The organism is Robertmurraya beringensis (assembly GCF_042433785.1).
In the GTDB taxonomy this organism is placed as follows: Bacteria; Bacillota; Bacilli; order Bacillales; family Cytobacillaceae; genus Robertmurraya_A; species Robertmurraya_A beringensis.
On record NZ_JBHLUU010000016.1, the window covers coordinates 97144 to 122995 of the forward strand.

Genomic DNA, 25852 nt, shown 5'->3' on the forward strand with positions numbered 1-25852 from the left:
CGAGATTCTCTACTAGAAAAAATCCCACCTTCCTATATAGAAGGTGGATTTTTTCATTATGTTCCTATTGAAGGACTTCTTCTCCTTGAAATATCCGATAGGCTGGAACGATGGTGTCGGAGACTATTTCTTTTCCTTTTTCACGAATGAAGTCCAGTTTATAGTAGGAGTCAAATCGTTGGCTGATTTCTGTTTTCACGAGCTCGGGCGGAGTGACAACGATAAATTGGAACTTTAACTTATCGGCAACTGCAAAGATTGGGTCAAGGACATGTGTGGATGCAGCTTGTCCGAACGGATTATCGCAGACTAAAGGAACCCAGCTTTGATCGGTTTCGCTTTTAACTGATAATAACATCATCATCATCACCATGCGAGCTGATAACTTTTGTCCACCACTGCCATCCGATTTTGTCTTAGAACCTTGATTAATGGTCTGCCAAGTGGAGTAATGCTCTCTTTGCGGTTTCCCATACATAAAGGCATTATCCGTTCTCATATTATAGACAAGTAGCTCAGGATATCGATTTCTCAGTGATACAAACAAAATTTGCTCGTCACTAATAAGCTGTTTAATTTCCTGGTCTAATAATCGATTATGATCATCAATCATATCAAATTGCTTTGTAATTTTATTTATCGCTGAAACAAAGTGCTGCTTTAATAACGGTTCAATATCTTCCGCCTTTTTAGGCAGGATGTCTTCTTTTAATTGGACGAGAGGGAAAGATCCTCGTTCATTTTTCAACTTCATTTTCACAATCATGGAACGAATGGCTTCTGAAATACTCATCACTTTCATACTAGCACGGCTAGCCCAGAAGTTTTGAGCCTTTTCTGCCCTTTCTTTGTCTCGTTCTAATTGTTCTAAACCACTTTGTGAGAATCGCTTCATATTTTTCACAATGCTTTGAATATGCGAGTAATGCCTTGTATCCATATGGTCTAATGTCGTTAACACTTCATTCTTAAAACGAATCTCCCAATCTTTTCCTTCAATTGCAAGCTTTAAGTTACGCAAGGATTGATCAATTTTTGCATGCTTTTCTTGTCCTTCTTCTAAAATCTCTTGATGTTTTTCGCACCAGGATAAGATACATGCTTTCCCTTGAGTCTTAATTAACTCTAGCTCATGTTCGGTAAAGACTGCTGCATCTTCCTTTAAGATCACGGATAGAGTTAACAAGTCCCCTTCATAACTAGCAATATTGGTTTCTGTTTCTTTCTGACGTTTTTCCGTCTTCTTTACTTCATCCTTCGTTATCTTCGTTTGGTCTTTTATTTCTACTTCCTTTACTTCTAAGTCAAGATCTGCCCATTCTTCAGGCTGTCTTTCATGCTTAGCTATCTTTTTTCCAGTCTTTTCACGCTGTTCAGTCGCATGCTGCAACGATGTTTCAGCCACCGTTACAGCCGTTCCTTGTTCACGTTCTTCCTTTTCCGCAGCCTTTGCTTCCTTCTGTGCCGTTTGCAGCATATTTTCTAAGATACTAATAGGTTCGTCAGGTGCAGAGGCCTTTTCCCACTCCTCATTTGCTGCTTTGAGTTTTTTCTCTAATTTTGTTTGCTGCTTTTGTTCGGTTTCTTTCTTTGCTTGAATAACGAGCAACTCTCTAGCTTGTTCTTCCTTTGATTTTTGAAGCTGTTTCAACTCTTCCATTCTCCCATTTATCTCTTCTAATAAATGAGTGGATAGGCGTGGAACTTCTTCACTTTGGTCGACTTTTTCATCAGGTGGAAAAGCTGCTCCTTCCATAAAGAACGCAATCTCCTTTATATTCTGTTCGGTTGTCAGCTTCCATTCTACATACGTATGATTCCACTTGGTTTGCAGCTCCACAATCTGTTGGTGCTCTTTTCCTAATTCTTGTTGCTGTAGGACCAAGGCTTCCTTTAGTTTCTCTTTTTCTTCTTTCACCCGTTTATTTTCTTGATGAAGTGTTTTTTCTTTTTCAAACTCCTCTAATGTTTCCACATCTTTTGTAAGCTTTTCTATTTTTCGCTTTGTGTGTTCCAATTGCTCTTTTAACTGAAGCTGAAATTCCTTTTCCTTTTCTTGTTGAATGATGATTTCCTGCAAATTAGCTTTCTTAGTAAGAAGAGCGTTCTGTTCCTGATTAAGTTTTTTTACGATATCACTAGATAATTCGCCTGATAAAAACCGATCGATTTCTTTTAACATACGACGTAAGGAGTTTTCTGTTTTTTCAATCTCAATCAGTGTATCTTTCTTTTCTTCTATTTGTTTAGCCATACTAATTTTCCAGTGGGTGAATTGATTCTTATCCGATAACAACTCTTTTTCGGTTCCGTTAATGATGACAAAGGAAGATGGGTGATTGTCGCTGTTCATTTCCTCACGCATGAAAATCGGAACCGGACTTTTAAACATTCTTCCTGATAGAACCTGCTGATTAATTTTTTGCCACTGATGCTGACTTACGACTAAACCGTACGGAAGGAGCGGATATGTTAAGCAATAATTCGCCATATCTTCTGCACGTAATGATTGAAGAAACTGTGTACCATAAAACACATCAATGCCTGTCTTCTCGTCGATCCATTCTTTTAATTCTTTTACATCTTTATTAGCAATCCAAAACCCCTCATCATTTAAGGAATGATCAAGCTGCGTTTCCCAAAGTTCTTTTTTAATTTGTTCCCCTTGTTGTCTGTTACCCGCCAGAAGTTCTTCTATCTGTAACGCATACTTTGATAAAAGAGAGTGAGTAAACGGTGCTGTGACATCATCTAATAAACCATGAAGCTTATCTAATAGTTTTGATTCTCTTTGCTCTTGCTCGTTATTTGCTACCTTTAATTCCGTGCACTTTTCTTCTGAAAACTGAATGGATTGGACGAGCGTACCATGGGAAGAGGCAAGTGAATTTTGCTTTTCACTAGATTCTTTATCTTTTGCTTGTATCTCTTCTAAGCTCGTGTTTTTGTCCTCAATTTGTTTTGAGAAAGACTCGATCAAGCCCTTTAAGTCATACGTTAAGCGGTCACCAAATTCTTTGATGAGTGCCTCATCTTTTGATTCAAAAGCATGTATTTGTGTATAAAGAAAATCCATTTCCGTACTAATTTGCGCGATTTCTTTTGTCTTCTGCTTATCCTGTTGCGAGAGCTCCGTTTCTTTTTTCTTTAAGAACTTCTGATAGCCCAAGTACTGCCTTACACCTTCTTGTATGGTTAGATAAGAATGCTCCCATTGTTGTGCTACTTCTTTTTTGATTTCATCCATTCTTTGATTCACTTGCTCTAAGCCACTATTTTGCTCTAAGATGGCAATCTGCTGTGACAGGGAACGAATCGTTTGTTCGTTCTCACTCCACTCTTTCAATAATAACTGAAAGACGAGCTGTTCTTTTCGTTCCAGTTTCTCTTTCACTATTTCTTGAGAGGAGGTGTGTTTTTTTCTTTCTTCTACTAATTTCTTATCCCACGCCATTACCTCTCGATGAGCTTTTGCATACTCCAAATTATCTTTTTGATAGCGTAGGTCTTCTTGCTTGAGTGTTAACTTCTCTAGGTCTTTTTCTAAAGTAAGTAACATTTCCGTTTCTGTTGTCTTCAAAAGTTCTAATGCACCAAGAAGTTGTCTTCCGACCTTGATACTTTCCTGAACAATTTCTTTATGTTCGACCCCTTTAGCTAAATGCTCTTCAAAGGGAACAATATCTTCTAAAAATTCTTTATGGGCTTGCTCTCTTTTTAAAAGAACAGGCAGATCCTTGGCAATACTAGCCTGACTCTTAAAAATCTCGACCAGATCATTCTTTTGGTGTTCCGTTCGATGCAAGACTTGACTAACGGTAGGAATAATTCGTTTTTGGAAAAGGGAATGATCATCTTCAGCTCCCTCAAAATATTTTCCTACTCCACCTTCATCCTTGTTGATATCCTTCATAATGTCCCAATCTTTACGGTTAATTCCGTATGTATCAAGGATGCGATAGTGCTTCTTTATATCTTTATAAACGTCATATCCATTCCATTTCAGATAATCTTTCAAACTTTCACTGTCAGCAACCTCGTCATTTTCATAAAGTGGAATATGCTCAACGGCGGCCTCTTCTTTCCGTTCAAATTCTCTCGTGTAAAATGTAATATTAGGGAGAATCTTTGCTTCCTGCTCTAAAGATTTACTTTCATTTCCACCTTCTTCACTCATCGAAATTCTCTGTTCAGCAGAGAACATTCCTCCAGTGATTAGATGTCTGCGATCGGCACCGTCTAGTTCCCATTGAATGAGAACATGAAAGGTATAAGGAATAAACTGCTCTTTATTATTAAAGAAAAATTGCTGATAATAACGATTGTTTTGTTTTCCCCAAGATGTTCCAGGTTTGAGAATTTGGAAGACCGTTTGCAGAAACACCCCTTTTCCGCCCCCGTTCATCATAGCGATGAGACCATTAGTTGACGTTTCTTCATTATGGAAGTTAAAGGTCGTATCTTTATATTGCTTTTGCATGCCATCATATTTCAGGCCAACAATTCTAATTCGATGGATTTTCGGCATGCTCATTCTCCTCTGATGTCATTAATTTTTTTAAAACTTCGTAACGGTCATAATCATGATACAAGTATTCAATTCTCTCAAATAGCTCCTGTTTTGGAATCACCTTTGGAATATCATCCCGATCCAGAATGACGATTAACCCTTCTGTCTCTAATAACCGCATAGCGCTGGCAATTAATCCGATTCTCGTTCTTCTATTGCCTTTTTTCAATCCATAATCCTCGGTGTCGACCTCCATGTATTTCCATGTAGTCACCATTTCCTTCATATCGAGTCGTTCTTCTTCTCCGAAATTAGGTTTCACTTTAAGAATCTTCTCCCAATTCATCATCAAGTCATTAACATACCGTTCTAAGGCATAGTAGCTAATGCCTTCCCGTTTCGTTCGAATTTTTGCCGCCTGGTTGCGGTCTATCGATGCTAAGAATGACATGATGATCACGCTGATCAGGTGAAAATGTTTTTTCGTTTCGATCTGGCGATGCTTCTCTTTCATATGAGTGAAATTCGTTGCAAACACCGAGCCAGTTGGCTGAACGACTAAATGGATGCGTTTGGGCGATTCAATGATATACGTACCTGATTCGTCTGCTAATAATAAAACCGTCTGTCTGACTTCCGGGTCAAAGAAGGTTTGGAAGTGTTCACTATTTTCTTCGATGACTTTATCTTTTAATAACGTAAAATAGACCGCTGACGCTTTTTTGATCGTTTCAGCATTCATCGTTTCTCCTCCTCTATACATAATTTAAAAGGGGTGATTTTTGTTTGGTACCAAACGATAGGGTCGGCTTCAGGATCAAACATGGTAAAGATTTTTGATCCTTCAAACACTTGAAATTGTGGATATTCTTTCATTAATTTATGGAGAAGAATTTCTCTTTCATCGCTCAGTGTTTCTTCCTTCCGGTGCAGCACTTGAACCTTTAACGGCTTTTTATCAAACATCATCCATAAATCAATCGTTTCAGATTCCTCGAACCACAAATCCTGCACTTCTAATGGCATGGTTGCAAGATCGGATAATGAAAACTCTCTATTTGTTTGTAAAAATTGAAACACATAACTCCACGCACTTATTACCGAATCCCAGTTCGTCACCCGTGGACGAGTTTCGTTTTCTTCTGCTTCTTCTATCACTTCAACATCCGATAATTGTTGTTCATCAAATTCTTGTTCTCCCCAAATCCAATCAAGAGGCAAAATAAACTCATTTCTCGGTGAAAATAACGAAGAGATTACGTTTTCAATGGCTTTAAAATCCTGAACGCCTTCTTTAAATAACCAATTTTCATACACATGCTCGCGAAAGGAAACCATGCTCTTTTCCCAAAACAATGACGGATTTTCTGCTTTTAATTTTAGTTCATACGATATATTTTGAATAACGAGCTTTGCAAAACGATCATGCAATTGCCTTGTATGACCTATTTTTTCTTGAAGAAGAATCAATTCCCTCTGAATATAATCATCTGCTTCATTTCTACGTTTCGTTTTTTCTATCATACTAGTAATCGTACGAAAGTGATTTTTTTCCTCTTCAAATTGCTTTTCTATTTCCACACGATTGTCTGCTCTTTGCCTTTCCTCTTCAACCAATAAAATTTTGGGATTGTTGATCATTTCCTTTTGGAAGGTGAATTCATTTGCCATTAAGCGGTTTACTCGTGAAATGAGGTGATCGAGGTTTCGAGTAGCTTTTCTAAAATTACCGTTTTTTATCAACTGCATACTATAGAGCTGTTCAATCGTTATCGAGAATTCCTCAGCCATTTCTCGGCTCATAAATATCATTTCCTGAGCGACATCTGTTAATTTATAGACAATTGAGCCGCCTATTTCTAGATTCGTATATAATTCATCCATTGTGACGTATCGGAAAGTTTGCGTTTCCCAAGATTGCCTTATTTCGTCGTAATATAAGGCTTCAAATGGTCTACTATATTCCTCTTTCCCCTGATATAAAAGACCACTCGTGATTCGTTCAATGTGTTTGTCATCTGCTAAAAGTCTCATTTGTTTAATCGAATCTTCGACCATATACTTGATATCTGATTTGCTTCTATGATCATCATCATTTAGTTCTCTATAAAAAATGGTGAGGAGCACTTGCATGAGGATGGTTTGGATATGAGGTTTCAATTCCCCTACTTCCATTCCTCTCCCAAGCTCAAATAGAGGATTTAATCGCTGCATTCGCTGGGCGAAGCCTTCCCATGATTCGTTCACATCCATCTCCTCCATGTTTCGATTGTTAACACTTCTTGCGGGATCCGCTTATTTTCCTGCCACAATTCTAGCAATAATGCTTGTTCCTCTTCAGTGAACCATTGGAAAAAGGAATCGCGGTATTTGCTATTTTGCGTCTGACCAGATTTCTGGTCATTTCTTTGTTCTGTACATTCAAGCATTTTCCGATAGATCTTTAAGGCAGGCTGAATACAGCATTCAGGATACTTTTCAATAAGCCGAACCAAGATTCCATATCCTGAGGCATCTAGATCTCCTGCGTAATAGAACAGATAGGATTTGGGCGGAAACATTCGAAAGAAAAAGGAAAAACTACGTTCAATTTTTGTCCCTTCCCCATAAATAATTAGTTCAGGTTCATAATCCAGTACGTTGTCCTCCAATAATTTAATGGAAGTATGAAAGAAAGATAGATTCTCAACAATTAGAACCCTCTGAATATCTTTTATTTCTTTTCCTTGTTTCATCCAAAATACAAAAGGCTCCCCGTAGCTCACCATTTTCAGTTGCTCTTCTGACACTCCAATTCTAGCTAAAAAGCCTTTGCCTTCGGGGAAACTGTCACCATCTAATAAAAATTTTTCATAACCAAACAGTTCCAAGCTTCTTTCTTCAAATGAAACGATTTCCCGTTCCTGATTGCTTTGGAGAAAAGTATAAACATTATGGATTCGTTTCCATTCCTCAACCGTTTGCCATTCAGGATGACGTTCATAATAAGAAAAATCAAACTGATCACTTAACTTCATCATCTCCAAACGATCCCACTTGGTAGACTGAACTTTGATATTCACCCAGTAATATAAGGGGAGCGCCGGTGTTCTTCCGTTATATTGATTATTTTGAATAGGAATCAATTGTCCTTCTGCTTGCAATGTTTCAATGGAATGATAAAACAACGAATAACCATCCATCTCAAAATAATCCTCCATCAGCTTACGCAACTGAAACTCTAAATCGTTAATATTAATCTTCTTTTTTTGTTTAGGGTGTTGAATATCTCCAATAAAACCTCTCACCCGTGTTTCAATGATATCTATAGTAATCACCTACTTACTTTACTTCGTGTCAAAGTCCTACTGTTATCCTATTTGGACATCCTTTTATTATAAACTAGTTGGTCTGTTGTTTGTAAGTGAATTGTTGGTTAAAAAAAAAGGACATGGTTGATTTTAGAAAACATGTCCTTAAGCTATTAGTTTACATATAAAACGAGAACATTTATTTAATTGACCGATAATGTGACAAATCAACCAGCTTGATTTCTGTTTCGGAAGGAATAATCTGTTAAGCATTCTTTTTATTCACATTCAAGATGTGAATAAGGTATTCATTCCTCATCCGGTGTTCAGCAATAGATCCCATCAGTCAAAACTTTATTAAATAACAGTGCATAACCAGCTAATCTCACGACATCACTAGCGTATAATTATTTAATAAATACCGTAGATACCGGTCCTAATCTACTAGTAGAAAAACTGTTCAATTCCAATGATTCGGTTCCTAAAATTGTCAATTTCTTTTAAGTTAGACCATATTACCCAGTCCTTTTTTCATGTATAATTAACCTATCAAAATAGAAAAGAGGAAGTATATTGGAAAAAGTATTAGTTTTTTTAAAAAAAAGATGGAAATATGTATTAACTGGATTAGTTGCTTTTGCTATTGGAGCGTCCGCCGGGCCATCGCAAGAGCAACTGGATAAGGTACAAGGCAAAGTTAATTCTTTGAATAAAAAACTATTAGTAAAAGAGGAAACAGTAGCAAGTTTAGAAGTTACTAACAAAGAATTACAAGCGAAGGTAGATGAAGCTGCTCCTTGGTTTCAAATGAAAGACGACGAGCGTAAACAAAAAGAAGCGGAAGCTAAGGCAGCCGAAGAAAAACGCTTAGCAGAAGAAAAGGCAAAGGCTGAGGCTGAGGCGGCAGCTAAAGCAAAGGCTGAAGCAGATGCAGCAGCTAGGGCTGAAGCAGAAGCAAAGAAAGGCTATGATACAGGGATTACCTATGACCAGTTGGCAAGAACACCAGATGATTTCATTACTCAAAAAGTTAAATTTCGTGGAAAAGTAGTTCAAGTAATGGAAGGCGATGGCACGACTCAAATAAGATTGGCTGTTAATGAAAATTACGACACCATTCTTTTTGCAGAATTTGATTCTTCTGTTGTTTCATCCAGAGTCTTGGAAGATGACATTATAACGATCATGGGTTTGTCTAGTGGTTTAATCACTTACGAATCTACAATGGGCGGCCAAATATCAATACCAGGTGTTTTAGTTGATAAAATAGAACAGTAAATGTATTTTTTTTCATTAGTATAAGAACATTAGCAATGTTTTTAGGTGGCCGATCAATTAACCGGTCTACCAGCGGGTAATCTTTGGAATGTAGAATCCGGAGATTACTTTTTTATTTCTAATCTTCTTTCTAATGTAAGTTAACCATGCTAACAAGATAAACCACCAGTAACCATTGTACCTATATCGATATTAGCTACGTCTCACACCGATATAGGTGTGGACTGACCGATTACCCTCTCTATCACACTCTTAAGCTATACTATAAAACATTGAAATCATACGTATATTTCCCCAAAAACACATACTATATAATTGTATTTAGGTCATTTGTTATAAAAATTTATCAATTAAGTTAAACCACGAAAAGCATTAAAATAATTATATCCTACATACTATAGGCTACGAGGAAATATATTATACCTAAGATTTTGGCTACTCCTATTTTTCACTAGAATAAGGTAACTTAAGCAAAGCACCTTCATTGGTTATTCTTACTGACATTCTGTTTGCTTGTAATATATGAACCTTTGAACATTACAAAAAAGTTATATGTTTTCCTAAAATAACAACCTATAAAAAAATCCACTATTCCTTTTAAAGAATTAGCGGATTATGCACCCTATTAACATAATTCGGTCACACTAGGTCTATGTAGTTTACCGAAAAAATGCAAGTGACTTTTTTGAAGACATATCATCGTTAACCAGAAACTGATTAAAACATTTCATAACTTTAGCTTTTTGGCGGGACTGCCTGGGAATCGAACCCAGCTATCCTGGCACGCAGGACACAAGCGGTTTTGAAGACCGTGGAGGACACCAGTACCCCAATCAGCCCCGTAAGAAGAACCGTGTTCAAAGTTGTTTATTTATAGACAACAGTTTAAGACACGGTTTCTATTATGGAGCACTTAACTCTATTTTTCAAGTAGTTTATCCTAATATACCACGTGCAAACTACCTTTCTGTTAGTGCTAATTCAAAAGCAAGTCGATTATGGATATTATCCCAATCTGCATTAGTGTTGTTTATAATCAATGATCTTATCGGTACACCTCGGAGAAACTCGTTCTCAGACTGCTTCCTCTCTTCCAAGAAATGCAGAACTCCACTTACCCCTGACAGTCCCCTTTCTTTCCCATACTCCTGACCTGTGTAATACCAGGTTATAAAATCAAACCATTCCACAGGACGTTCCTGCCGAATTTTCTCTAGGTTTTCTGCTACATTATCCTGTTCAAAATAAACGATTACTGGATCGAGCTCCGTAATTACATTGGTTATCTGATTTAAGAAATTGAAAATAATCTCTTTTGAACAATTATGTTTTGCTAGTAAAAACGTAAAAGGATTTTGTAAATAACAGCATTCTAGTATGTACTCATGTGCTCCTGATTTTGCTTTTTCAACAAATTCCTTCCACTTTTCCAAAGCAACCTCTACGTAATCTTCTACTGGAAGCTCATATACATCGAACGCTTTTAATCTCTCAAATAACTCTGGATCTTTTTCATACAAACTCGCGTACGAAATGTAATATCTCTCGCCTTTTCGAGTTGCCATCCCCCGTACCGAAGGACACTCTTGTTCAACCACATTCAATTGCTCCTCAGTTAGACAAGCGACAGACTCATGATCAGCCGGATGTTCTCGATTACCCTCCAAATATAGTTTTGCATTATCTCCTAATCTATTTGCTAACCATTTGGCACTGGTCGTTTTTCCTGAACCAGGGACTCCTTCGAATATATATAGTTTCGTCATACTGTTCTCCTTCTCCCATTTTTAAATCGCTTTTAAAACGTTTGCTTGTCTCCCTGCTAGAAGTTTGGCTATAATAATAGTATTAATCATGTTTTGTAGGTGAGTTTATGTTAAGTGGATGGTTTTCAATATTTATTATTTTTTGGGTGTTAATACTAGTCGGTTCGTTTGCAATCGGTGGATTTTTTATGTTTCGTAAGTTTTTAAAAAGAATGCCTCTTGAAGACGGCAAGTCTGTCCTCGATTGGGAAGAGCACTTTGTGAATGAGACTCGTGATCTTTGGCAACAGCCGGAAAAGGATCTTCTTGAAGATCTTGTGAGCCCTGTACCAGAACTTTTTCGCGATGTGGCTCGACAAAAAATCGCTGGAAAAATTGGTGAGCTAGCCGTAGAGGAAAAACGTCCGTCGATTACCGAAGAGCTCGTGATTCGAGGATATATTTTAGCCACTCCAAAACGGGACCATAAATTTTTGAAAAAGAAGCTTGCTGAAAACAAAATAGACATGTCACCCTATCAACACTTATTTTAAAAGACTGCTTTACATGAAGCGGTCTTTTATTTTTTAAAAAACGCCAAATCCATTATGATTTGACGTTCAAAACCTCATAATTTTGTCAGTTTTTCCTGGAATCTTCTAAATTGAAGATACATAGCAATTCTCCACGGAAGGATCATGGAAAAAGCTAATATAAAGAACATTCCGCTTAGTTCCCCATAGTCAATTGAAGAGCTTAATAGTAACTTTAGAATGATTCGTAACACGAGGAGTCCGAACAAAATAAACACAAAAGCACGTGAACGTTTTAGGTATATTTCATTCTCACGTATCTCAAACTTTGAAGTTTTTATTAACAAAATAGAAAAGACTAGTCCAACAGCCATCGCTTCAAACAATTCTAAATATGTCACTCGAAACATCGGAACAACAAACATTAGTGCACCTGTACTCATAAACACAGGTGGTAGTATAATTTTCCTTGCAGTGGCAGGTTTTTTCGCCGCTTTCATACGGACGAACATGGCCAAAATCGCCATTCCAATGGCCCCTATTGAAGAAGCAATAACAACCATGTTGTTCATATACTTTCATTCCAATCTAAGAAATATATTTTCCCTATAATTATAGCGGATACACTTCCAATATTATAATATTTTTTAAAATAAAGAATGCTGACTATCAACGACTAGTCAGCATCTATTATATTTAGGTTAAAACACGATTCACGGCTTCAATTACCCTTCCTTCATCAAAGGGTTTTACAATGAAGTCTTTAGCTCCGGCTTCAATCGCTTCTACGACCATACGCTGTTGGCCCATTGCAGAACACATGATCACTTTTGCTTGTGGGTAGTTCTGTCTAATTTCTTTCATGGCCTCTAAGCCACTCATCTCAGGCATTGTAATGTCCATTGTAACCAAATCTGGTTGTCGCTCATGAAAAAGAGCGATTGCTTCTCTGCCATTTTCAGCCTCTCCCACGATCTCGTGGTTATTTCGAATTAGAATGTCTGAAAGGGTCATTCTCATAAATTTTGCATCATCTACGATTAATATTTTTGCCATCGCTGGTACCCCCTCAACACTACAACAGAATCATATCTCTAAAATACATATTTAAATATAACGAAAATTACATTCAATGACAAAAAGAATATTTCGACTATTTTTGACAGTTGTATCAAAATGACTTAAGACTATTTTCCTATATTATAACAGAAAGATAGCTAAATCAAAAGCCTGTAAAACCACCAAACATATTGGTAAAAATGATAATAATCTTTGTCATCCAATCAAAAAATAGGACAATTCCCATTACTATCATAATATAGCCACCAATTTTCATTATTAAAACATTGTGGCGCTTGATCCATTGTAATTTCCCTATAAAGAAAGATAGGATAAAAAATGGAATGGCAAAACCAAGTATATAAGCAACCATGTATACCATACCTGAACCAGGATTTGTCGCAGCTAGGGCAATTACTGACATTAAGATAGGACCCGTACAAGGTGTCCAGCCAGCCGCAAAAGCAATTCCTATTAAAACCGAACCAAAATATCCTGACGGACGGTGTTTAAACTCATATCTTTTTTCCCTCATCAACGAATCCGGTTTCAGAATACCAACGACCACGAAACCAAAAAAGACGATCACAATGGCGCCTAATTGACGAATGAGATCCTGATAGCCAGCAAAAATTTCACCAATAAAGGAGCTTCCAAAGCCGATCGCAATAAAGATAATGGAAAATCCAACTAAGAAAAACAAGGTATGTAATAAGCTGCGTCTTTGTAGCATGGCATTATCCGTCTTCAGTTCTCCTACTGACATACCAGTAATATACGAGAGGAACGCAGGATATAAAGGAAGACAGCAAGGAGAAATAAAGCTCAAAAAGCCGGCTCCAAGTGCAATTAATACGTTTACATCGGTCAAATGTAACCACTCCTAAAAAAATCATTCTTATTAATTTTATCAAAAGATAAATAGAAAAGATAATAATTAATATTTGAACATTCTGTGACAGCAACAAAAATCGGGCAAGCTCCAGACTCCATATAACTGTATGTAAGAACCCTGAAAAAATGTTAATCACCAAACAAAATTGTCTATTTCTAGATTTTTTCTTTTGAAATTCTCCTATTTCTTGGGTATACTATGTATATAGTTTCACGAAAGATTTTGGATATTATTTGGAAGGGACTAAACAGAATTGTCAAAACAGGAATTTTTAGCACTCATTGAAAAGAAACGAGCGGAGCTAATCGAGATCGCTATGATCAGTGGACTGAATTCTTCTACTGCCCTTCATTACAGTCAGGAATTGGACAATCTTTTAAATGAATATAACCGTATCTTTTTAAAAAAGGTTCCCACCTATTAAAAACAGCTTGAGCCGAAAGCAACTCAAGCTGTTTATTTTTTAGCTGACAACATCCTCTATTCTATCGGCTAAATTATTTTGGAGAAGATACATCTTATAGTACAAACCTCTTAGTGATAGCAGTTCCTGATGACTACCCCTCTCGACGATTTCCCCTTGATGCAACACTAAGATCAGTTCGGCATCTTGAATGGTCGACAATCGGTGGGCAATGGCAATCGTTGTTCGACCTTTTCGCATACGTGAAAGCGCCTCTTGAATCGCTTCTTCAGTCTCTGTATCAATATTGGCGGTTGCTTCGTCCAAAATTAATATTTTTGGACTAGCTGCTACCGTCCGAGCAAAGGCAATCAGTTGCCGTTGCCCACTTGATAGCGTAGACCCTCTCTCCACCATTTGATGCTCGTATCCTCCCTCAAGCTTCTCAATAAATGGATGTGCTTGAACAAACTTCGCAGCTGCTTCTACCTCTTCCATGCTCATCTTCTCATTATGCAAACGAATATTGTCTGCGACGGTTCCAAAAAACAAGAAAGGATCTTGAAGAACCAGACCCATCTTTGTCCGAAGTTCTTTTTCGGGATATTCTTTAATGGAATGCCCATCCACTAAAATTTCTCCTCTTTCAAATTCATAAAATCTCATCATTAAATTAATAATCGAGCTCTTGCCACTTCCGGTGTGACCAACCAGGGCGACTGTTTCACCTGGTTTTGCAGTGAAGGAAATATTTTTTAATACATCTCTTTTCCCATCATATGAAAAACTGACATCACGAAATTCTATTTCGCCTTCTTGAATCCTATTGGCTGTTTCTTTTTGTGAAGGTGATACCTCCTGTTCATCAAGAACATTGAATACCCTAGAAGCTGCGACAATTGCTTGTTGGTATAAAGATAAGCGCATCATCATATTGTTCACCGGCTCAAAGAATCGATCTAGATAGTTAACAAACGCATACAACACTCCGATTTGGATAGGACTTTCAAATGACGAAACACCAAAATAGCTAAGAACGATAATCAAGGCTCCCACATAAACCAGGTCAATCGCAGGACGCAAAAGCAAACCATCTACTTTTATATTCCTCATACCGGCAGTATAATGCTTCTCATTGGTCACTCCAAATTCTTCACGCATTCTTTTTTCCTGACGAAATACTTGAATGATTCCCATCCCTTGAATCGATTCACTAAGCTTTGCATTCAGCTGGCTTAGTCGCTCCCTCATATCATGGTAAAATTTCGAGCTTAGTTTTCGGTACAAGTTCATAATAAAAAAAATCACTGGTAGAATGACTAAACAAAACAATGCTAGTTTAACATCCAAAATAAACATTGCGATAAAAATACCCGTAATGAGGAACCCGCTTTGGATAAACGTTACTAACACCGTCACAAACATATCTTTAATCGCTTCGGTATCATTCGTCACTCTTGATACAATGCTTCCAGCAGGTGTTTTGTCAAAAAATTTCAATCCAAGTGATTGAACCTTTGAGAAGACATCAATACGAATCTCTTGAATAATTTTCAAGGCAATTTCTTGGAATTTTAAGAGCTGAAAATAGGAGATAATGACGTTTAAAATTTGAATACCTAAATACGCGGCACCTAGCATGAATAACGGTTCAAACGAAAGATTTCTAGGCTTTAAGTAATCATCTATAAATACTTTGACTAAAATGGGTCCAAGTATATCACCAACGGTTGTAAGAATGAGGAGACAAAAAGCCAACCCTATCGTTTTCGAGTGAGGCTTCGCATAGGCTAGGAGCCGAACTAATACTTTCCACTGTTGTTTCCCTTCTGATACTTGCTGATTTTCCATCATTTATCCTCCATGCTCCACAAGATCTTCCAGCTGTTGCCTTAGGTACATTTCCTTGTACCATCCCTCTTGATCCATTAACGTATCATGTGTACCCGATTGCGCGATCTGTCCATTATCAATGACTATAATAAGATCAGCATGCTGAATGGCACTTAGTCGGTGAGAGGTAATGATTGTTGTTTTCCCCTCTCGGTTTTCTTTAAGTGATGTTAAAATCGCCTCTTCTGTTTTAGCATCGACCGCTGAAAGAGAATCATCTAGAATGAGCACTTCCGGATTTAATAATAGAGCACGAGCAATGGAAATACGCTGTTTTTGCCCACCAGATAACGAAACACCTCGTTCTCCGACGACCGTATCATACCCATCAGTAAACTGAGTTATATCATCATGAATATTAGCTATTTTCGCTGCCTCTTGGATCTCTTCTTTTTCACATAGAGACTTGGCGAAAGAGATATTTTCACCGATCGTAGCAGAAAATAGGAAATGGTCCTGTGGAACATAGCCGACTGCCTCTCTTAATTTGTCGATTTTATATCGTGTAATGTGCTGACCACCGAATATGATTTGACCATCGGTAACATCATATTCCCTGATCAATAGCTTTAATAATGTCGTCTTCCCGGCACCTGTTTTCCCTACAATTCCAAGTGTTTGTCCCCTTTTCAACTCAAAATGAATATCATGTAGGATGGGTTCTGCTTCGTTCGGATAAGTAAATTGCTGAATCTCATATTGAATATCTCCGCTTGGAGTCACATTTAACGCTGCTTCTTCATCGACAATATCCGCTTTTTCATTTAATAGTGAGATAACGCGATCATAAGAAGCTCTACCTCTTTCAACGATATTAAACAACCACCCGAAGGCAAGCATAGGCCAAATTAATAAGCCTAAATAGGTTGTAAAAGAAACCAACTGTCCAATCGTTAACTCACCATTTATTACATATCTAGCACCAAATGTAAGAGAAAGAAAAAATGAAATTCCTACAATAATAGAAATCGTCGGATCAAACAAGGAGTCCACCCGTGCAACGGAAATATTTTTATCTACTACATCATTGGATTGCTTTCGAAAATCTTCTATATCTTCTTTTTCCTGACCAAAGGTTTTTATCACTTTTATTCCTGTGATACTTTCCTGTGTTTTATCGTTTAACGATGAAAAGGCCTCCTGCGCGAGATGAAAACGCCTGTGTAGTAACGTTCCGTACCAACTGGTTAAAATCGCCATAAACGGCATCGGAATCAAGCTAATTAACGTAAGCTTCCAGCTGATGGTAAAAGCCATGGCAAGAATGACAAAGCCACCTGTAGAAAGGGAATCGACAAAGGTGAGTACCCCTACACCTGCCGTCTGCTGTATCGCTTGAATATCATTGGTCGCATGTGCCATCAAGTCTCCCGTTCTTCTTCTTTGGTAAAAGGATTGTGACATTGAAGTAAAATGATGAAACAATCGATTTCGTAATTGCATGGAGAGCTTAACTGCTGAACCAAAAATCATGATTCTCCAATAATACCTAAGTATGTACATCATTAGAGCAGCCCCTACAAGTAGGAGCAAATATGTCCCTAATATCTTCATCGTTAAGGACCCTTGCTCAATATGATCGACTACAAGCCCAATCACTTTTGGAGGAACAAGCTGCAAAAATGCAACAATTAACAACAGAAGAACCCCAGTAATATATGCTTTTTTCTCCTGCTTGAAAAACCACATCAAATCAATAAAAACTTTCATTCCCCACAACCCCCAACCCTAAAAAACAATTCCTGTAACTAGAATAGTTTACCAAATCTTGTGAAAATAAGGAAGATACTTGCAGTGTTTTGGTATTGTAGTTTAATGAATGGGTGAAGTATTGGTATTTCAACTTCATAATTTAGTTCCTTCGTCCCACTAATTCCTGGAAATCATAGGCTTTAAAATCAAATTTAGTTCCCTCATTCCACTAATTCCTGGAATTCATAGGTCTTAAAATCAAATTTAGTTCCCTCATTCCACTAAATACTGGAATTCATAGGTCTTAAAATCAAATTTAGTTCCCTCATTCCACTAAATACTGGAATTCATAGGTCTCAAAATCAAATTTAGTTCCCTCATTCCACTAATTCCTGGAATTCATAGGTCTTAAAATCAAATTTAGTTCCCTCATTCCACTAATTCTTGGAATTCATAGGTCTTAAAATCAAATTTAGTTCCCTCTTTCCACTAAATACTGGTAACCATAGGCGCTAAATTAGTCCTTCACAATAAAAAACGCCATGATGGCGTTTTCATTGCGTACTATTATTGTTTTTATCGTCACCCTTACCTGGATGAACGGCCTGGTAAATAGCATTTGAAAATTGGTCGACTTCTTCCATCGTTCCACCATGCATCTGGTTGTCTGCACCTAGCTTACTTTTATCCCCTTTAACTGGGTTATGAATGCGTACCATATTTCCCACCTCCTCCTCTATAGGATGGACATTTCCCATCATACTTATCAATATTTAGATAGTGATGGACGAAATCACAATGTCCTGTATAATAGATGAGATAATAATTACAGGGTGAGTGTGATTAGGTGGTTAATGCAATAGGATATGTCACGTTTTTAACATATGAACTAAATCAAAAATTTTCTATTCGAAAGAACCATAATGTAATTAAACTACATAGCTACAAAGAAATTGCTGATCAATATAATAGACCCGCATATGAGGTTACATGTAAATATAGTGTCTACCTACCTGCACATTATGAATGTAAATCATTAGAGGACTATACAGGTAGAGTCTATCCCTTCTTAGAGCATTTTCTTAAAAACATTATTCGAACTGAAGTCCATAGCTTAACTTATAAAGAACCTCCGATAAGGAAGAGGCGAAAAAAGGAAAAAAATTCAGCAGAATAAAAAAACACCTTTTCTGTTTGTTTGTGCAGAAAAGGTGGTCTTTATTTGGGATTGAGTCAATCAAAACATAAGCCTATGTACAGGGCTTGTCCGTGACAAATTACTTGCCCGTTTGCTTGTTCATTGCTGACATCATTTGATTGATTTTCTTCTGAGATGGTTTCATTCCCATTTGCATCATCATCATTTTTAGCATTTGTTCATTGATTGGTGGGTTTTTCTTTAAGTAGCTCATCATGTAACGGCGAGCAATGAAAAAACCTAGTGCAACACCTGCTGCTAAAGCAAGTACGCCTACTAGAATATGCGTCCACATACTAAACTTCCTCCTTCATGTTGTCTATCATACAGTGTACTAAACCAAATGCTATTATACAATATTTGCTGTGCAATTTCTCCTATTTTAAATTAACTTTCTTTCCTTAATTGGTCTGAGCCACCCGTAACGCTCATGTCCGAGGTCAATTGCCAAAAATGAGCTTTCACTTTTACGTAAAACTTCGAAGAAAAGTGTCTCCGCATCGTAACTACCAAATGCATGAATAGTAATATGCTTTTCGAATATCTCTAGTTTGGCAGAGCTTACATGTCCATTTTGAATATAGTATATCCCCTGTTTGTGTTCAAAATCCTGATTTTTTCCTAGTTGTTGAAGAATATATTGTTGAAGGCGAAGTGTCGATAGAGGTTTTGTAATAAACTGGATTTGTTTTTTTAATATATTTTTCAGTTCACCGAAGGATTCATTATACTCAGCAAACAGATCAAAGAACATCTTTTCTCTACCAAAATAATGAGAGGCAAATTCATCATCGATTAAATACAACTGATATGTTCTCACCAAGCTCCTCCTCGTCTGACCAAATAATGTTATTTCTCTCTATTATAAAGAAGTAGAAATAGAACGTTTGTCTTACGTCGTCAAAAACTTCCACTATTTTTGTCGGAAAAAGTCGTAGATCTTGATGCATGAAAAAAAGGCTGTTCTATTTCTAGAACAACCTTTTCAAACTTATAATAGAGCCTTAACTCTAGCAACTACATTTTCTACTGTAAATCCGTATTCTGCCATGATTTTTTCACCAGGAGCAGAAGCACCGAATGTATCAATTCCTAATACTTCCCCTTCATCTCCTGCATAACGATGCCATCCTAGAGATGATCCCATTTCAATAGCTAAACGCTTCTTAACAGTTGGAGGAATAACACTTTGCTTATATTCACGAGATTGCTTTTCGAAGCGATCCCATGAAGGCATACTTACTACTGAAGCTGAAATTCCTTCTGCATCAAGTGCTTTTTGTGCTTCAACAGCTAAACCTACTTCTGAACCAGCAGCAAGCAATAATACATCTGCTTGTTCTTTAGATGCTGGTGAAATAACATAAGCACCTTTCTTAACGCCTTCATATGCATTTTTATCTGTGTCTTTAATGGTAGGTAAATCCTGTCTTGTTAACACTAAAGCTGTTGGAAGATCAGTTGATTCAAGTGCAAGCTTCCAAGCTGCTGCTGTTTCATTACCATCAGCCGGACGAATAACACCTAAGTTTGGCATTGCACGTAATGCAGCAAGCTGTTCAACTGGCTCATGTGTTGGTCCATCTTCCCCAACTGCAATTGAGTCATGAGTGAACACATACGTTACAGGAAGACCCATTAATGCAGCTAATCTAATAGCTGGACGTAAGTAGTCAGAGAATACAAAGAAAGTTCCTCCAAATACCTTTACTCCACCATGTAGAGCCATACCATTTAACGCAGCACCCATCGCAAATTCACGAACGCCAAACCAAATGTTCTTACCTTCAAACGATTCAGGAGTAAAATCACCTACACCTTTAATCATTGTTTTGTTAGAACCAGCAAGGTCAGCTGAACCCCCGATAAATGAAGGCGTGTTCTTAGCGATTGCATTAAGAGCTTCACCTGATGATGCACGGCTAGCAAGTGCTTTTCCTTCAGGATATACAGGAAGATCCTTGTCCCAACCTTCTGGAAGCTCACCTTTAATAGCAGCTGATAACTGTTGAGCAAGCTCTGGGTAGTCATTTTTATAAGAAGCGAACATGTCGTTCCACTCGTTTTCTTTCTTTACACCAGTTTCCACAATGTATTTATTAAATGTATCATATACTTCTGTGGGAACATGGAAATCTTCTTCAAACGTCCATTGGTAAGCTTCTTTCGTTAGCTTTAATTCATTTGCTCCAAGTGGGGCACCATGAACATCTGATTTACCAGATTTGTTTGGTGAACCATAACCGATTACAGTTTTTACTTCAATTAGTGTAGGACGGTGTTGATCACCTTGAGCATCTTCAATTGCTTTTGCAATTTCCTCAAGGTTATTTCCATCCTCTACACGAATGTATTGCCATCCATATGAATCAAAACGTTTTTCAACACTTTCAGAGAATGAACGGTCTAAGTCACCATCAAGAGAGATATCATTTGAATCATATAATACAACTAGACGACCAAGTTTTAAATGTCCTGCAAGTGAAGCAGCTTCAGCAGAAACACCTTCCATTAAGTCTCCGTCACCACAAATGCTATATGTATAATGATCTACTACATTGTAGTTACCTTTGTTATAAGTAGCAGCTAAATGTCTTTCAGCCATCGCCATACCAACTGCCATTGCAATTCCTTGCCCTAGTGGTCCAGTGGTTGCATCTATACCTGGTGTATGTCCAAATTCAGGATGACCTGGAGTTTTACTTCCCCATTGACGGAAGCTCTTAAGATCATCCATCGTTACGTCATAGCCTGATAAGTGAAGAAGACTATACAGCAATGCAGAACCATGCCCTGCAGATAAAACAAAACGATCACGGTTAAACCACTCTGGGTTTTTAGGATTATGATTCATAAAGCGCGACCATAATGTATAAGCCATTGGAGCAGCACCCATCGGCATACCCGGATGACCGGAATTAGCTTTTTCAATCGCATCAATTGATAAAGTACGTATTGCGTTTATTGCTAGTACATCATTTTGTTCAAACATTTTTTCAACCCTTCCTATTCTTTATCTAATAATCCCACTTTTTAATATTATATCTGCTCTACTATTTATACAACAGATTGGCTAAATAAATTTTGAAAAAAACACATATTTTATAATTTTCTGTGTATTCTATCATTTCCTGGTGAATAAATTTAGAAATTAATGTAGTTTTTTGCTATTTTTTAGTTTCTTAAGCTTTTCAGGTGTTACATCCTCGCCCAAAGGATCAATAATTTTTACACCTTCGAGCGTTCCTAGCATAGATGATCGAAATATTTGTAAATATTCACTACGAAGCTTTGACTGCTCCTTTGCTTCCGCTTCTGTTAACCCTTCAGCTTTTGCTTTTTTTGCTAGTTCATTAATTCTAGCGATTCTTTCCTTCGGTAGCATCTCTTTGCTCCTTCACTTTTAGTTTTACCAATAGAAATCATGTTACTAAAAGATATAGTCTTTGACAAGGAAGAAGCGTAAAGAGGTACGAATAACAAAAAATGCCAACAATTTTTATGACTTGTTAGCATTTGGTGAGATATTTTTTAGATGTTTTTCCTCTTCTATGTATTCAAGATATCTTCGATTTACTGTAGCTTTTGAGATTTCATAGCCGAAACCTCTTAAAGTTGCAGCGATTTCCGAAAATGTTAAATCATTGTCTCGTAACCGTACAATCTCTGTTATCGGTACTTCAATACGCTCTCTCCCTGCATGAACACCGTTATTTTTCAGATTTTTCTCTGGTCTGTAACCGTTTTGAACAGCTCGGTTCATTCCTCTTTTAATTTTACTATTATGAAGCTTTCGCTGATATTCCTCTACCATACTTACAATTTGCAATACCATAGAATCCGATTCAGATAATTGTAACTCACCGTTATGTGAGACACTGAAAAGTTTGATGTTATCCTTTAGTATACAATGAAGCAAAGCGATTTTGGCATTTCCTCTACCAAGTCTCGTTTCATCTTGAATAAGGACTGCATCTACTTTCTCATTCTTTAATCGTGAAAGTAGGAGCAAAATACCCTCTCTGTCAAAGTCATAACCACTTGCCTGTTCCTTTATCACTTCAACAACTTCCATGTCGTGTTGTTTTGACAGCTTCAATAACTCTTCTTCCTGTCTTTTTAGAGAAGAGTACTGTGATTCTTTTTCAGTACTTACTCTACAATAGATAATTGCCTTCATATTTCCTCCTAATTCGAAGCAAGCTCTCTAACAGCGGAATCGTTTAATTCTACAGGTATATAGATTTCATCACCTACTAACAATACGTTCCCATTAATATCATTAATTTCTTCTACCCAGGATACAAACTCTGTTTCAGACAAAGCATGCTTATCAGCGTAGTTTTGACAAAGGTCCCAAAGAGTTTCTCCTTCATTAATCGTTACAGACATATATTTTTCCTCAACTGATTCACCACTAGAAATTACTAAAATAATCGACGCTAGGATAGATAAGATAACTAGAATAATAGCATATGAATATTTGTTCCATAAAGTTTTCATGTAAAACACCTCTATTAGAATGTATGTTCGTATTTATGTTATTATTATAGACCGAACATTTGTTTTGTGTCAACAATTATTCGAACTTATGTTTGTATGCACTGGTAGAACATGCTATAATATAGTCAAGATTAACCAATGAGGGGCGGTAAGTATGACAAAACTATCAAAACGTCAGGTCGATATACTAGAATATATAAAAGAAGAAGTTAAGCAAAAGGGCTATCCGCCTTCCGTTCGTGAAATTGGGGAAGCGGTTGGTTTAGCTTCAAGCTCAACCGTACACGGCCATTTAGCTAGACTTGAAAGCAAAGGGTATATTCGAAGAGATCCAACAAAGCCAAGAGCTATTGAGATTCTGGATCTTGATGAGGTGGTAAGCAATATACCAAAATATAATATCGTTAACGTTCCTGTAGTCGGAAAAGTAACAGCTGGTATACCTATAACTGCTATTGAAAATGTTGAAGAGTATTTTCCTCTCCCGGAACGCCTTGCCCCCGCGGATGAACAAGTATTTATGCTTGAGGTTATGGGAGACAGTATGATTGAAGCTGGAATCCTTGATGGAGATTACGTGATCGTGAAGCAGCAGCAAACAGCGAATAACGGAGACATCGTTGTTGCCATGACCGAGGAAGATGAGGCGACAGTTAAGAGATTCTTCAAAGAAAAAGATTATGTTCGTTTACAGCCGGAGAACTCTTCTCTAACACCAATTATCCTACGAAATGTGTCTATCCTAGGAAAAGTTATCGGAGTATATCGTCATATTCATTAATAAAGGAAAGCAAGCATCAATAAATGCTTGCTTTCTTTTTTTACATACAATGGATCAAAGCTCTTTCTTCGACTGAACATTGAGATTATTATTCATAAACGCCACCTCACCATTTACATTCAATCATACAAAGAACCCTCAACACCAGAAAGTGTTGAGGGTTTCTTTATAAGGATTAATACATTGACATGTATTGCTCACGCTCCCATGGATGTACTTGTGTACGGAACATATCCCACTCGATCTCTTTTGCTTCCACGAAGTGTTCGAAGATATGCTCTCCAAGAGCGGTAATCATTGTTTCGTCTGATTTTAAGTTATCTAAAGCAGCAGCAAGTGTAGCTGGTAGATCTTCGATACCAACAGCTTGACGCTCTTCTTTGTTCATAACGTAGATGTTACGGTCAACTGGAGCTGGCGGTGTTAAAGAGTTCTTCACTCCGTCAAGACCAGCAGCAAGTAATACAGCCATTGCTAAGTAAGGGTTAGCAGCAGGGTCAACGCTACGTACTTCTACACGAGTGGAAATTCCACGAGATGCAGGGATACGGATTAGCGGTGAACGGTTTCTAGCAGACCATGCAACGTAGCAAGGTGCTTCGTAACCAGGTACTAAACGCTTATAAGAGTTTACAGTTGGGTTCGTTACAGCTGTAAAGTTAGGAGCGTGCTTAATGATACCAGCGATGAACTGACGAGCAGTGTCGCTTAGTTCTAGGTTTCCAGTTGGATCAAAGAATGCGTTCTTGCCTTCTTTGAATAATGAAACGTTACAGTGCATTCCAGAACCGTTTACTCCGAATAATGGCTTCGGCATGAATGTTGCATGTAGACCGTGCTTACGTGCAATTGTTTTAACAACAAGCTTGAACGTTTGGATTTGGTCACAAGCGCTTAATGCATCAGCATATTTGAAGTCGATTTCGTGTTGTCCTGGAGCAACCTCATGGTGTGATGCTTCAATTTCAAAGCCCATTTCTTCAAGCTCTAACACGATATCACGACGGCAGTTTTCACCAAGGTCCGTTGGAGCAAGGTCGAAATATCCACCGTTGTCGTTTAATTCAAGTGTAGGTTCTCCAGCTTGGTCAAGCTTGAATAAGAAAAATTCTGGCTCAGGTCCAAGATTGAAATCAGAAAATCCTAAGTCTTGCATTTCTTTAATAATTCTTCTTAAGTTGTTACGTGGGTCACCTGCAAATGGAGTTCCATCTGGATTGTAGATGTCACAGATTAAACGTGCCACTTTACCTTTTTCAGCTGTCCAAGGGAAAACCACCCATGTGTCTAAGTCTGGATATAAGTACATGTCTGACTCTTCAATACGAACAAAACCTTCGATAGAAGAACCGTCAAACATCATTTTGTTGTCTAAAGCTTTTTCAAGCTGACTGATAGGAATCTCCACGTTTTTGATAGTTCCTAAGATGTCAGTGAATTGCAAACGAATAAACTTTACATTTTGTTCTTCTGCCATTCTTGTAATATCATCTCTTGTAAACTTAGCCATTTTGTTTCCTCCCTTGAATAGTAAATCTCTTTTTATTAGTGGAAAAAGCGTGACATATCACCTTGGCGCAATGACGAACGATTAAAGCGGCCAGCATGCATAAGCTCTGAGCGCAACATTTTTCGTAACTCATCATCGGACAGATCACGTCTTGCTTTCTCTGCTTCCTTCACCATTTCTTCTGAAAGCACCTGTTGCTCTTTCACAGAAAAAATTTGCTTAATTCCTGCAAGATTCACACCTTGCTCGATCAGATCTTTTATTTCTAAAAGTTGATCAATGTCATTCAAAGAAAACATTCTTCTGTTTCCCTCTGTTCTAGCCGGAGAGATCAATTGGTGCTCTTCATAATATCGAATTTGTCTTGCAGATAGTTCTGTAAGCTGCATCACAATTCCAATTGGAAATAATGGCATGGAACGACGGATATCACTTCCGCTCATTTGTAGTCCCTCCATTTCTCTCTTTCATATTTTCATTATATGAAATGTCAGTTTTTCTGTCAACATAATGTTAGTTTATATAACATGGAATTTTTGTAGAAAAAGAGAAATATTAAAAT

23 protein-coding genes and 1 tRNA gene are annotated in these 25852 nt (G+C 37.5%); 4 read left to right on the forward strand and 20 right to left on the reverse strand.

Going from position 1 to position 25852, the window contains the following annotated elements; translation table 11 throughout:
• Window positions 1-64: 64 nt before the first annotated feature.
• From ACFFHF_RS04815 to ACFFHF_RS04830, 4 genes are read right to left on the reverse strand one after another with little or no spacing between them, the layout of a single operon-like run.
• On the reverse strand, window positions 65-4528 hold the full coding sequence (locus ACFFHF_RS04815; RefSeq protein ID WP_340903278.1) for a coiled-coil domain-containing protein: 4464 nt from the start codon (window positions 4526-4528) through the stop codon (window positions 65-67).
• Window positions 4506-5252, reverse strand: coding sequence for a DUF6063 family protein (locus ACFFHF_RS04820; protein ID WP_340903276.1), 747 nt, complete (start codon window positions 5250-5252; stop codon window positions 4506-4508). The genes ACFFHF_RS04815 and ACFFHF_RS04820 overlap by 23 nt, the downstream gene beginning before the upstream one ends.
• Window positions 5249-6763, reverse strand: coding sequence for a hypothetical protein (locus tag ACFFHF_RS04825; protein ID WP_340903274.1), 1515 nt, complete (start codon window positions 6761-6763; stop codon window positions 5249-5251). Before ACFFHF_RS04825 ends, ACFFHF_RS04820 begins: the two co-directional genes overlap by 4 nt.
• Entirely contained in the window at window positions 6754-7827 is a 1074-nt protein-coding gene (locus tag ACFFHF_RS04830; RefSeq protein WP_340903273.1) for a Wadjet anti-phage system protein JetD domain-containing protein, read from the reverse strand. Before ACFFHF_RS04830 ends, ACFFHF_RS04825 begins: the two co-directional genes overlap by 10 nt.
• 546 nt (window positions 7828-8373) lie before the next feature.
• On the opposite strand from ACFFHF_RS04830, the gene ACFFHF_RS04835 reads away from it, so the two are divergent.
• A complete protein-coding gene (locus ACFFHF_RS04835; RefSeq protein WP_160545506.1) occupies window positions 8374-9078 on the forward strand; it encodes a toxin regulator in 705 nt (234 codons plus the stop codon).
• A gap of 744 nt (window positions 9079-9822) precedes the next feature.
• Here ACFFHF_RS04835 and ACFFHF_RS04840 read toward each other — a convergent pair.
• Together ACFFHF_RS04840 and ACFFHF_RS04845 are read right to left on the reverse strand one after the other, a co-directional pair.
• Window positions 9823-9919: transfer RNA gene (locus tag ACFFHF_RS04840), tRNA-Sec, on the reverse strand.
• Between the two features lie 118 nt (window positions 9920-10037).
• The gene (locus ACFFHF_RS04845) at window positions 10038-10844 is read right to left on the reverse strand and encodes a P-loop NTPase family protein (protein WP_160545507.1); all 807 of its coding nucleotides are present in this window, start codon (window positions 10842-10844) and stop codon (window positions 10038-10040) included.
• A 107-nt stretch (window positions 10845-10951) separates the two neighbouring features.
• Between ACFFHF_RS04845 and ACFFHF_RS04850 the strand changes: the two genes are divergently transcribed.
• Window positions 10952-11377: a DUF2621 family protein gene (locus ACFFHF_RS04850; protein WP_160545508.1), complete on the forward strand. Its 426-nt coding sequence runs from the start codon at window positions 10952-10954 to the stop codon at window positions 11375-11377.
• Between the two features lie 74 nt (window positions 11378-11451).
• Here ACFFHF_RS04850 and ACFFHF_RS04855 read toward each other — a convergent pair whose 3' ends face one another.
• From ACFFHF_RS04855 to ACFFHF_RS04865, 3 genes are all read right to left on the reverse strand, one after another.
• A complete protein-coding gene (locus ACFFHF_RS04855; RefSeq protein WP_340906197.1) occupies window positions 11452-11919 on the reverse strand; it encodes a CcdC family protein in 468 nt (155 codons plus the stop codon).
• Between the two features lie 133 nt (window positions 11920-12052).
• On the reverse strand, window positions 12053-12412 hold the full coding sequence (locus tag ACFFHF_RS04860; RefSeq protein ID WP_160545509.1) for a response regulator: 360 nt from the start codon (window positions 12410-12412) through the stop codon (window positions 12053-12055).
• A 166-nt stretch (window positions 12413-12578) separates the two neighbouring features.
• Window positions 12579-13286, reverse strand: coding sequence for a cytochrome c biogenesis protein CcdA (locus ACFFHF_RS04865; RefSeq protein WP_160545510.1), 708 nt, complete (start codon window positions 13284-13286; stop codon window positions 12579-12581).
• A 277-nt stretch (window positions 13287-13563) separates the two neighbouring features.
• Here ACFFHF_RS04865 and ACFFHF_RS04870 point away from each other — a divergent pair, with 277 nt between their 5' ends.
• Window positions 13564-13734: an aspartyl-phosphate phosphatase Spo0E family protein gene (locus ACFFHF_RS04870; RefSeq protein WP_119707638.1), complete on the forward strand. Its 171-nt coding sequence runs from the start codon at window positions 13564-13566 to the stop codon at window positions 13732-13734.
• Window positions 13735-13773: 39 nt separating this feature from the next.
• Here the strand turns inward: ACFFHF_RS04870 and ACFFHF_RS04875 are convergent, their stop codons facing one another.
• From ACFFHF_RS04875 to yneA, 9 genes are all read right to left on the reverse strand, one after another.
• Window positions 13774-15564 carry an ABC transporter ATP-binding protein gene (locus tag ACFFHF_RS04875; protein ID WP_377057702.1) on the reverse strand — a complete coding sequence of 597 codons (1791 nt, stop codon included), beginning with the start codon at window positions 15562-15564 and terminating at the stop codon, window positions 13774-13776.
• A gap of 3 nt (window positions 15565-15567) precedes the next feature.
• A complete protein-coding gene (locus ACFFHF_RS04880) occupies window positions 15568-17316 on the reverse strand; it encodes an ABC transporter transmembrane domain-containing protein (RefSeq protein ID WP_377057671.1) in 1749 nt (582 codons plus the stop codon).
• 536 nt (window positions 17317-17852) lie between these two features.
• Entirely contained in the window at window positions 17853-18017 is a 165-nt protein-coding gene (locus ACFFHF_RS04885; protein ID WP_340903271.1) for a hypothetical protein, read from the reverse strand.
• 558 nt (window positions 18018-18575) lie between these two features.
• On the reverse strand, window positions 18576-18791 hold the full coding sequence (locus tag ACFFHF_RS04890; protein ID WP_119707634.1) for a YneF family protein: 216 nt from the start codon (window positions 18789-18791) through the stop codon (window positions 18576-18578).
• A gap of 87 nt (window positions 18792-18878) precedes the next feature.
• A complete protein-coding gene (sirA, locus tag ACFFHF_RS04895; protein ID WP_340903268.1) occupies window positions 18879-19316 on the reverse strand; it encodes a sporulation inhibitor of replication protein SirA in 438 nt (145 codons plus the stop codon).
• 171 nt (window positions 19317-19487) lie between these two features.
• Window positions 19488-21488 carry a transketolase gene (gene tkt / locus ACFFHF_RS04900; protein WP_340903267.1) on the reverse strand — a complete coding sequence of 667 codons (2001 nt, stop codon included), beginning with the start codon at window positions 21486-21488 and terminating at the stop codon, window positions 19488-19490.
• A gap of 159 nt (window positions 21489-21647) precedes the next feature.
• On the reverse strand, window positions 21648-21881 hold the full coding sequence (locus ACFFHF_RS04905; RefSeq protein ID WP_160545516.1) for a DUF896 domain-containing protein: 234 nt from the start codon (window positions 21879-21881) through the stop codon (window positions 21648-21650).
• Window positions 21882-21995: 114 nt separating this feature from the next.
• The gene (locus ACFFHF_RS04910) at window positions 21996-22676 is read right to left on the reverse strand and encodes a YneB family resolvase-like protein (RefSeq protein WP_160545517.1); all 681 of its coding nucleotides are present in this window, start codon (window positions 22674-22676) and stop codon (window positions 21996-21998) included.
• Between the two features lie 8 nt (window positions 22677-22684).
• Window positions 22685-22999, reverse strand: a complete 315-nt coding sequence (gene yneA / locus ACFFHF_RS04915; RefSeq protein WP_160545518.1) for a cell division suppressor protein YneA — start codon at window positions 22997-22999, stop codon at window positions 22685-22687.
• Between the two features lie 154 nt (window positions 23000-23153).
• Between yneA and lexA the strand changes: the two genes are divergently transcribed.
• Window positions 23154-23780: a transcriptional repressor LexA gene (gene lexA / locus ACFFHF_RS04920; RefSeq protein ID WP_160545519.1), complete on the forward strand. Its 627-nt coding sequence runs from the start codon at window positions 23154-23156 to the stop codon at window positions 23778-23780.
• Between the two features lie 175 nt (window positions 23781-23955).
• Here lexA and glnA read toward each other — a convergent pair whose 3' ends face one another.
• Both glnA and ACFFHF_RS04930 read right to left on the reverse strand, forming a co-directional pair.
• Window positions 23956-25290, reverse strand: a complete 1335-nt coding sequence (gene glnA / locus ACFFHF_RS04925; protein WP_340903266.1) for a type I glutamate--ammonia ligase — start codon at window positions 25288-25290, stop codon at window positions 23956-23958.
• A 35-nt stretch (window positions 25291-25325) separates the two neighbouring features.
• Window positions 25326-25733 carry a MerR family transcriptional regulator gene (locus ACFFHF_RS04930; protein WP_066058366.1) on the reverse strand — a complete coding sequence of 136 codons (408 nt, stop codon included), beginning with the start codon at window positions 25731-25733 and terminating at the stop codon, window positions 25326-25328.
• Window positions 25734-25852 lie beyond the last annotated feature (119 nt).

Excerpts from the sequence above, each read along its gene's own strand:
- ACFFHF_RS04930 (WP_066058366.1), bottom strand. The coding sequence starts at position 25,733 with ATGAGCGGAAGTGATATCCGTCGTTCCATGCCATTATTTCCAATTGGA.
- ACFFHF_RS04875 (WP_377057702.1), bottom strand. The coding sequence starts at position 15,564 with ATGGAAAATCAGCAAGTATCAGAAGGGAAACAACAGTGGAAAGTATTA.
- yneA (WP_160545518.1), bottom strand. The coding sequence starts at position 22,999 with ATGAAAACTTTATGGAACAAATATTCATATGCTATTATTCTAGTTATC.
- ACFFHF_RS04850 (WP_160545508.1), top strand. The coding sequence starts at position 10,952 with ATGTTAAGTGGATGGTTTTCAATATTTATTATTTTTTGGGTGTTAATA.
- ACFFHF_RS04845 (WP_160545507.1), bottom strand. The coding sequence starts at position 10,844 with ATGACGAAACTATATATATTCGAAGGAGTCCCTGGTTCAGGAAAAACG.
- ACFFHF_RS04905 (WP_160545516.1), bottom strand. The coding sequence starts at position 21,881 with ATGCTACCGAAGGAAAGAATCGCTAGAATTAATGAACTAGCAAAAAAA.
- ACFFHF_RS04815 (WP_340903278.1), bottom strand. The coding sequence starts at position 4,528 with ATGCCGAAAATCCATCGAATTAGAATTGTTGGCCTGAAATATGATGGC.
- ACFFHF_RS04880 (WP_377057671.1), bottom strand. The coding sequence starts at position 17,316 with ATGAAAGTTTTTATTGATTTGATGTGGTTTTTCAAGCAGGAGAAAAAA.
- lexA (WP_160545519.1), top strand. The coding sequence starts at position 23,154 with ATGACAAAACTATCAAAACGTCAGGTCGATATACTAGAATATATAAAA.
- ACFFHF_RS04825 (WP_340903274.1), bottom strand. The coding sequence starts at position 6,763 with ATGGATGTGAACGAATCATGGGAAGGCTTCGCCCAGCGAATGCAGCGA.
- ACFFHF_RS04855 (WP_340906197.1), bottom strand. The coding sequence starts at position 11,919 with ATGGTTGTTATTGCTTCTTCAATAGGGGCCATTGGAATGGCGATTTTG.
- ACFFHF_RS04910 (WP_160545517.1), bottom strand. The coding sequence starts at position 22,676 with ATGAAGGCAATTATCTATTGTAGAGTAAGTACTGAAAAAGAATCACAG.
- ACFFHF_RS04820 (WP_340903276.1), bottom strand. The coding sequence starts at position 5,252 with ATGAATGCTGAAACGATCAAAAAAGCGTCAGCGGTCTATTTTACGTTA.
- glnA (WP_340903266.1), bottom strand. The coding sequence starts at position 25,290 with ATGGCTAAGTTTACAAGAGATGATATTACAAGAATGGCAGAAGAACAA.
- tkt (WP_340903267.1), bottom strand. The coding sequence starts at position 21,488 with ATGTTTGAACAAAATGATGTACTAGCAATAAACGCAATACGTACTTTA.
- ACFFHF_RS04885 (WP_340903271.1), bottom strand. The coding sequence starts at position 18,017 with ATGGTACGCATTCATAACCCAGTTAAAGGGGATAAAAGTAAGCTAGGT.
- ACFFHF_RS04890 (WP_119707634.1), bottom strand. The coding sequence starts at position 18,791 with ATGTGGACGCATATTCTAGTAGGCGTACTTGCTTTAGCAGCAGGTGTT.
- ACFFHF_RS04860 (WP_160545509.1), bottom strand. The coding sequence starts at position 12,412 with ATGGCAAAAATATTAATCGTAGATGATGCAAAATTTATGAGAATGACC.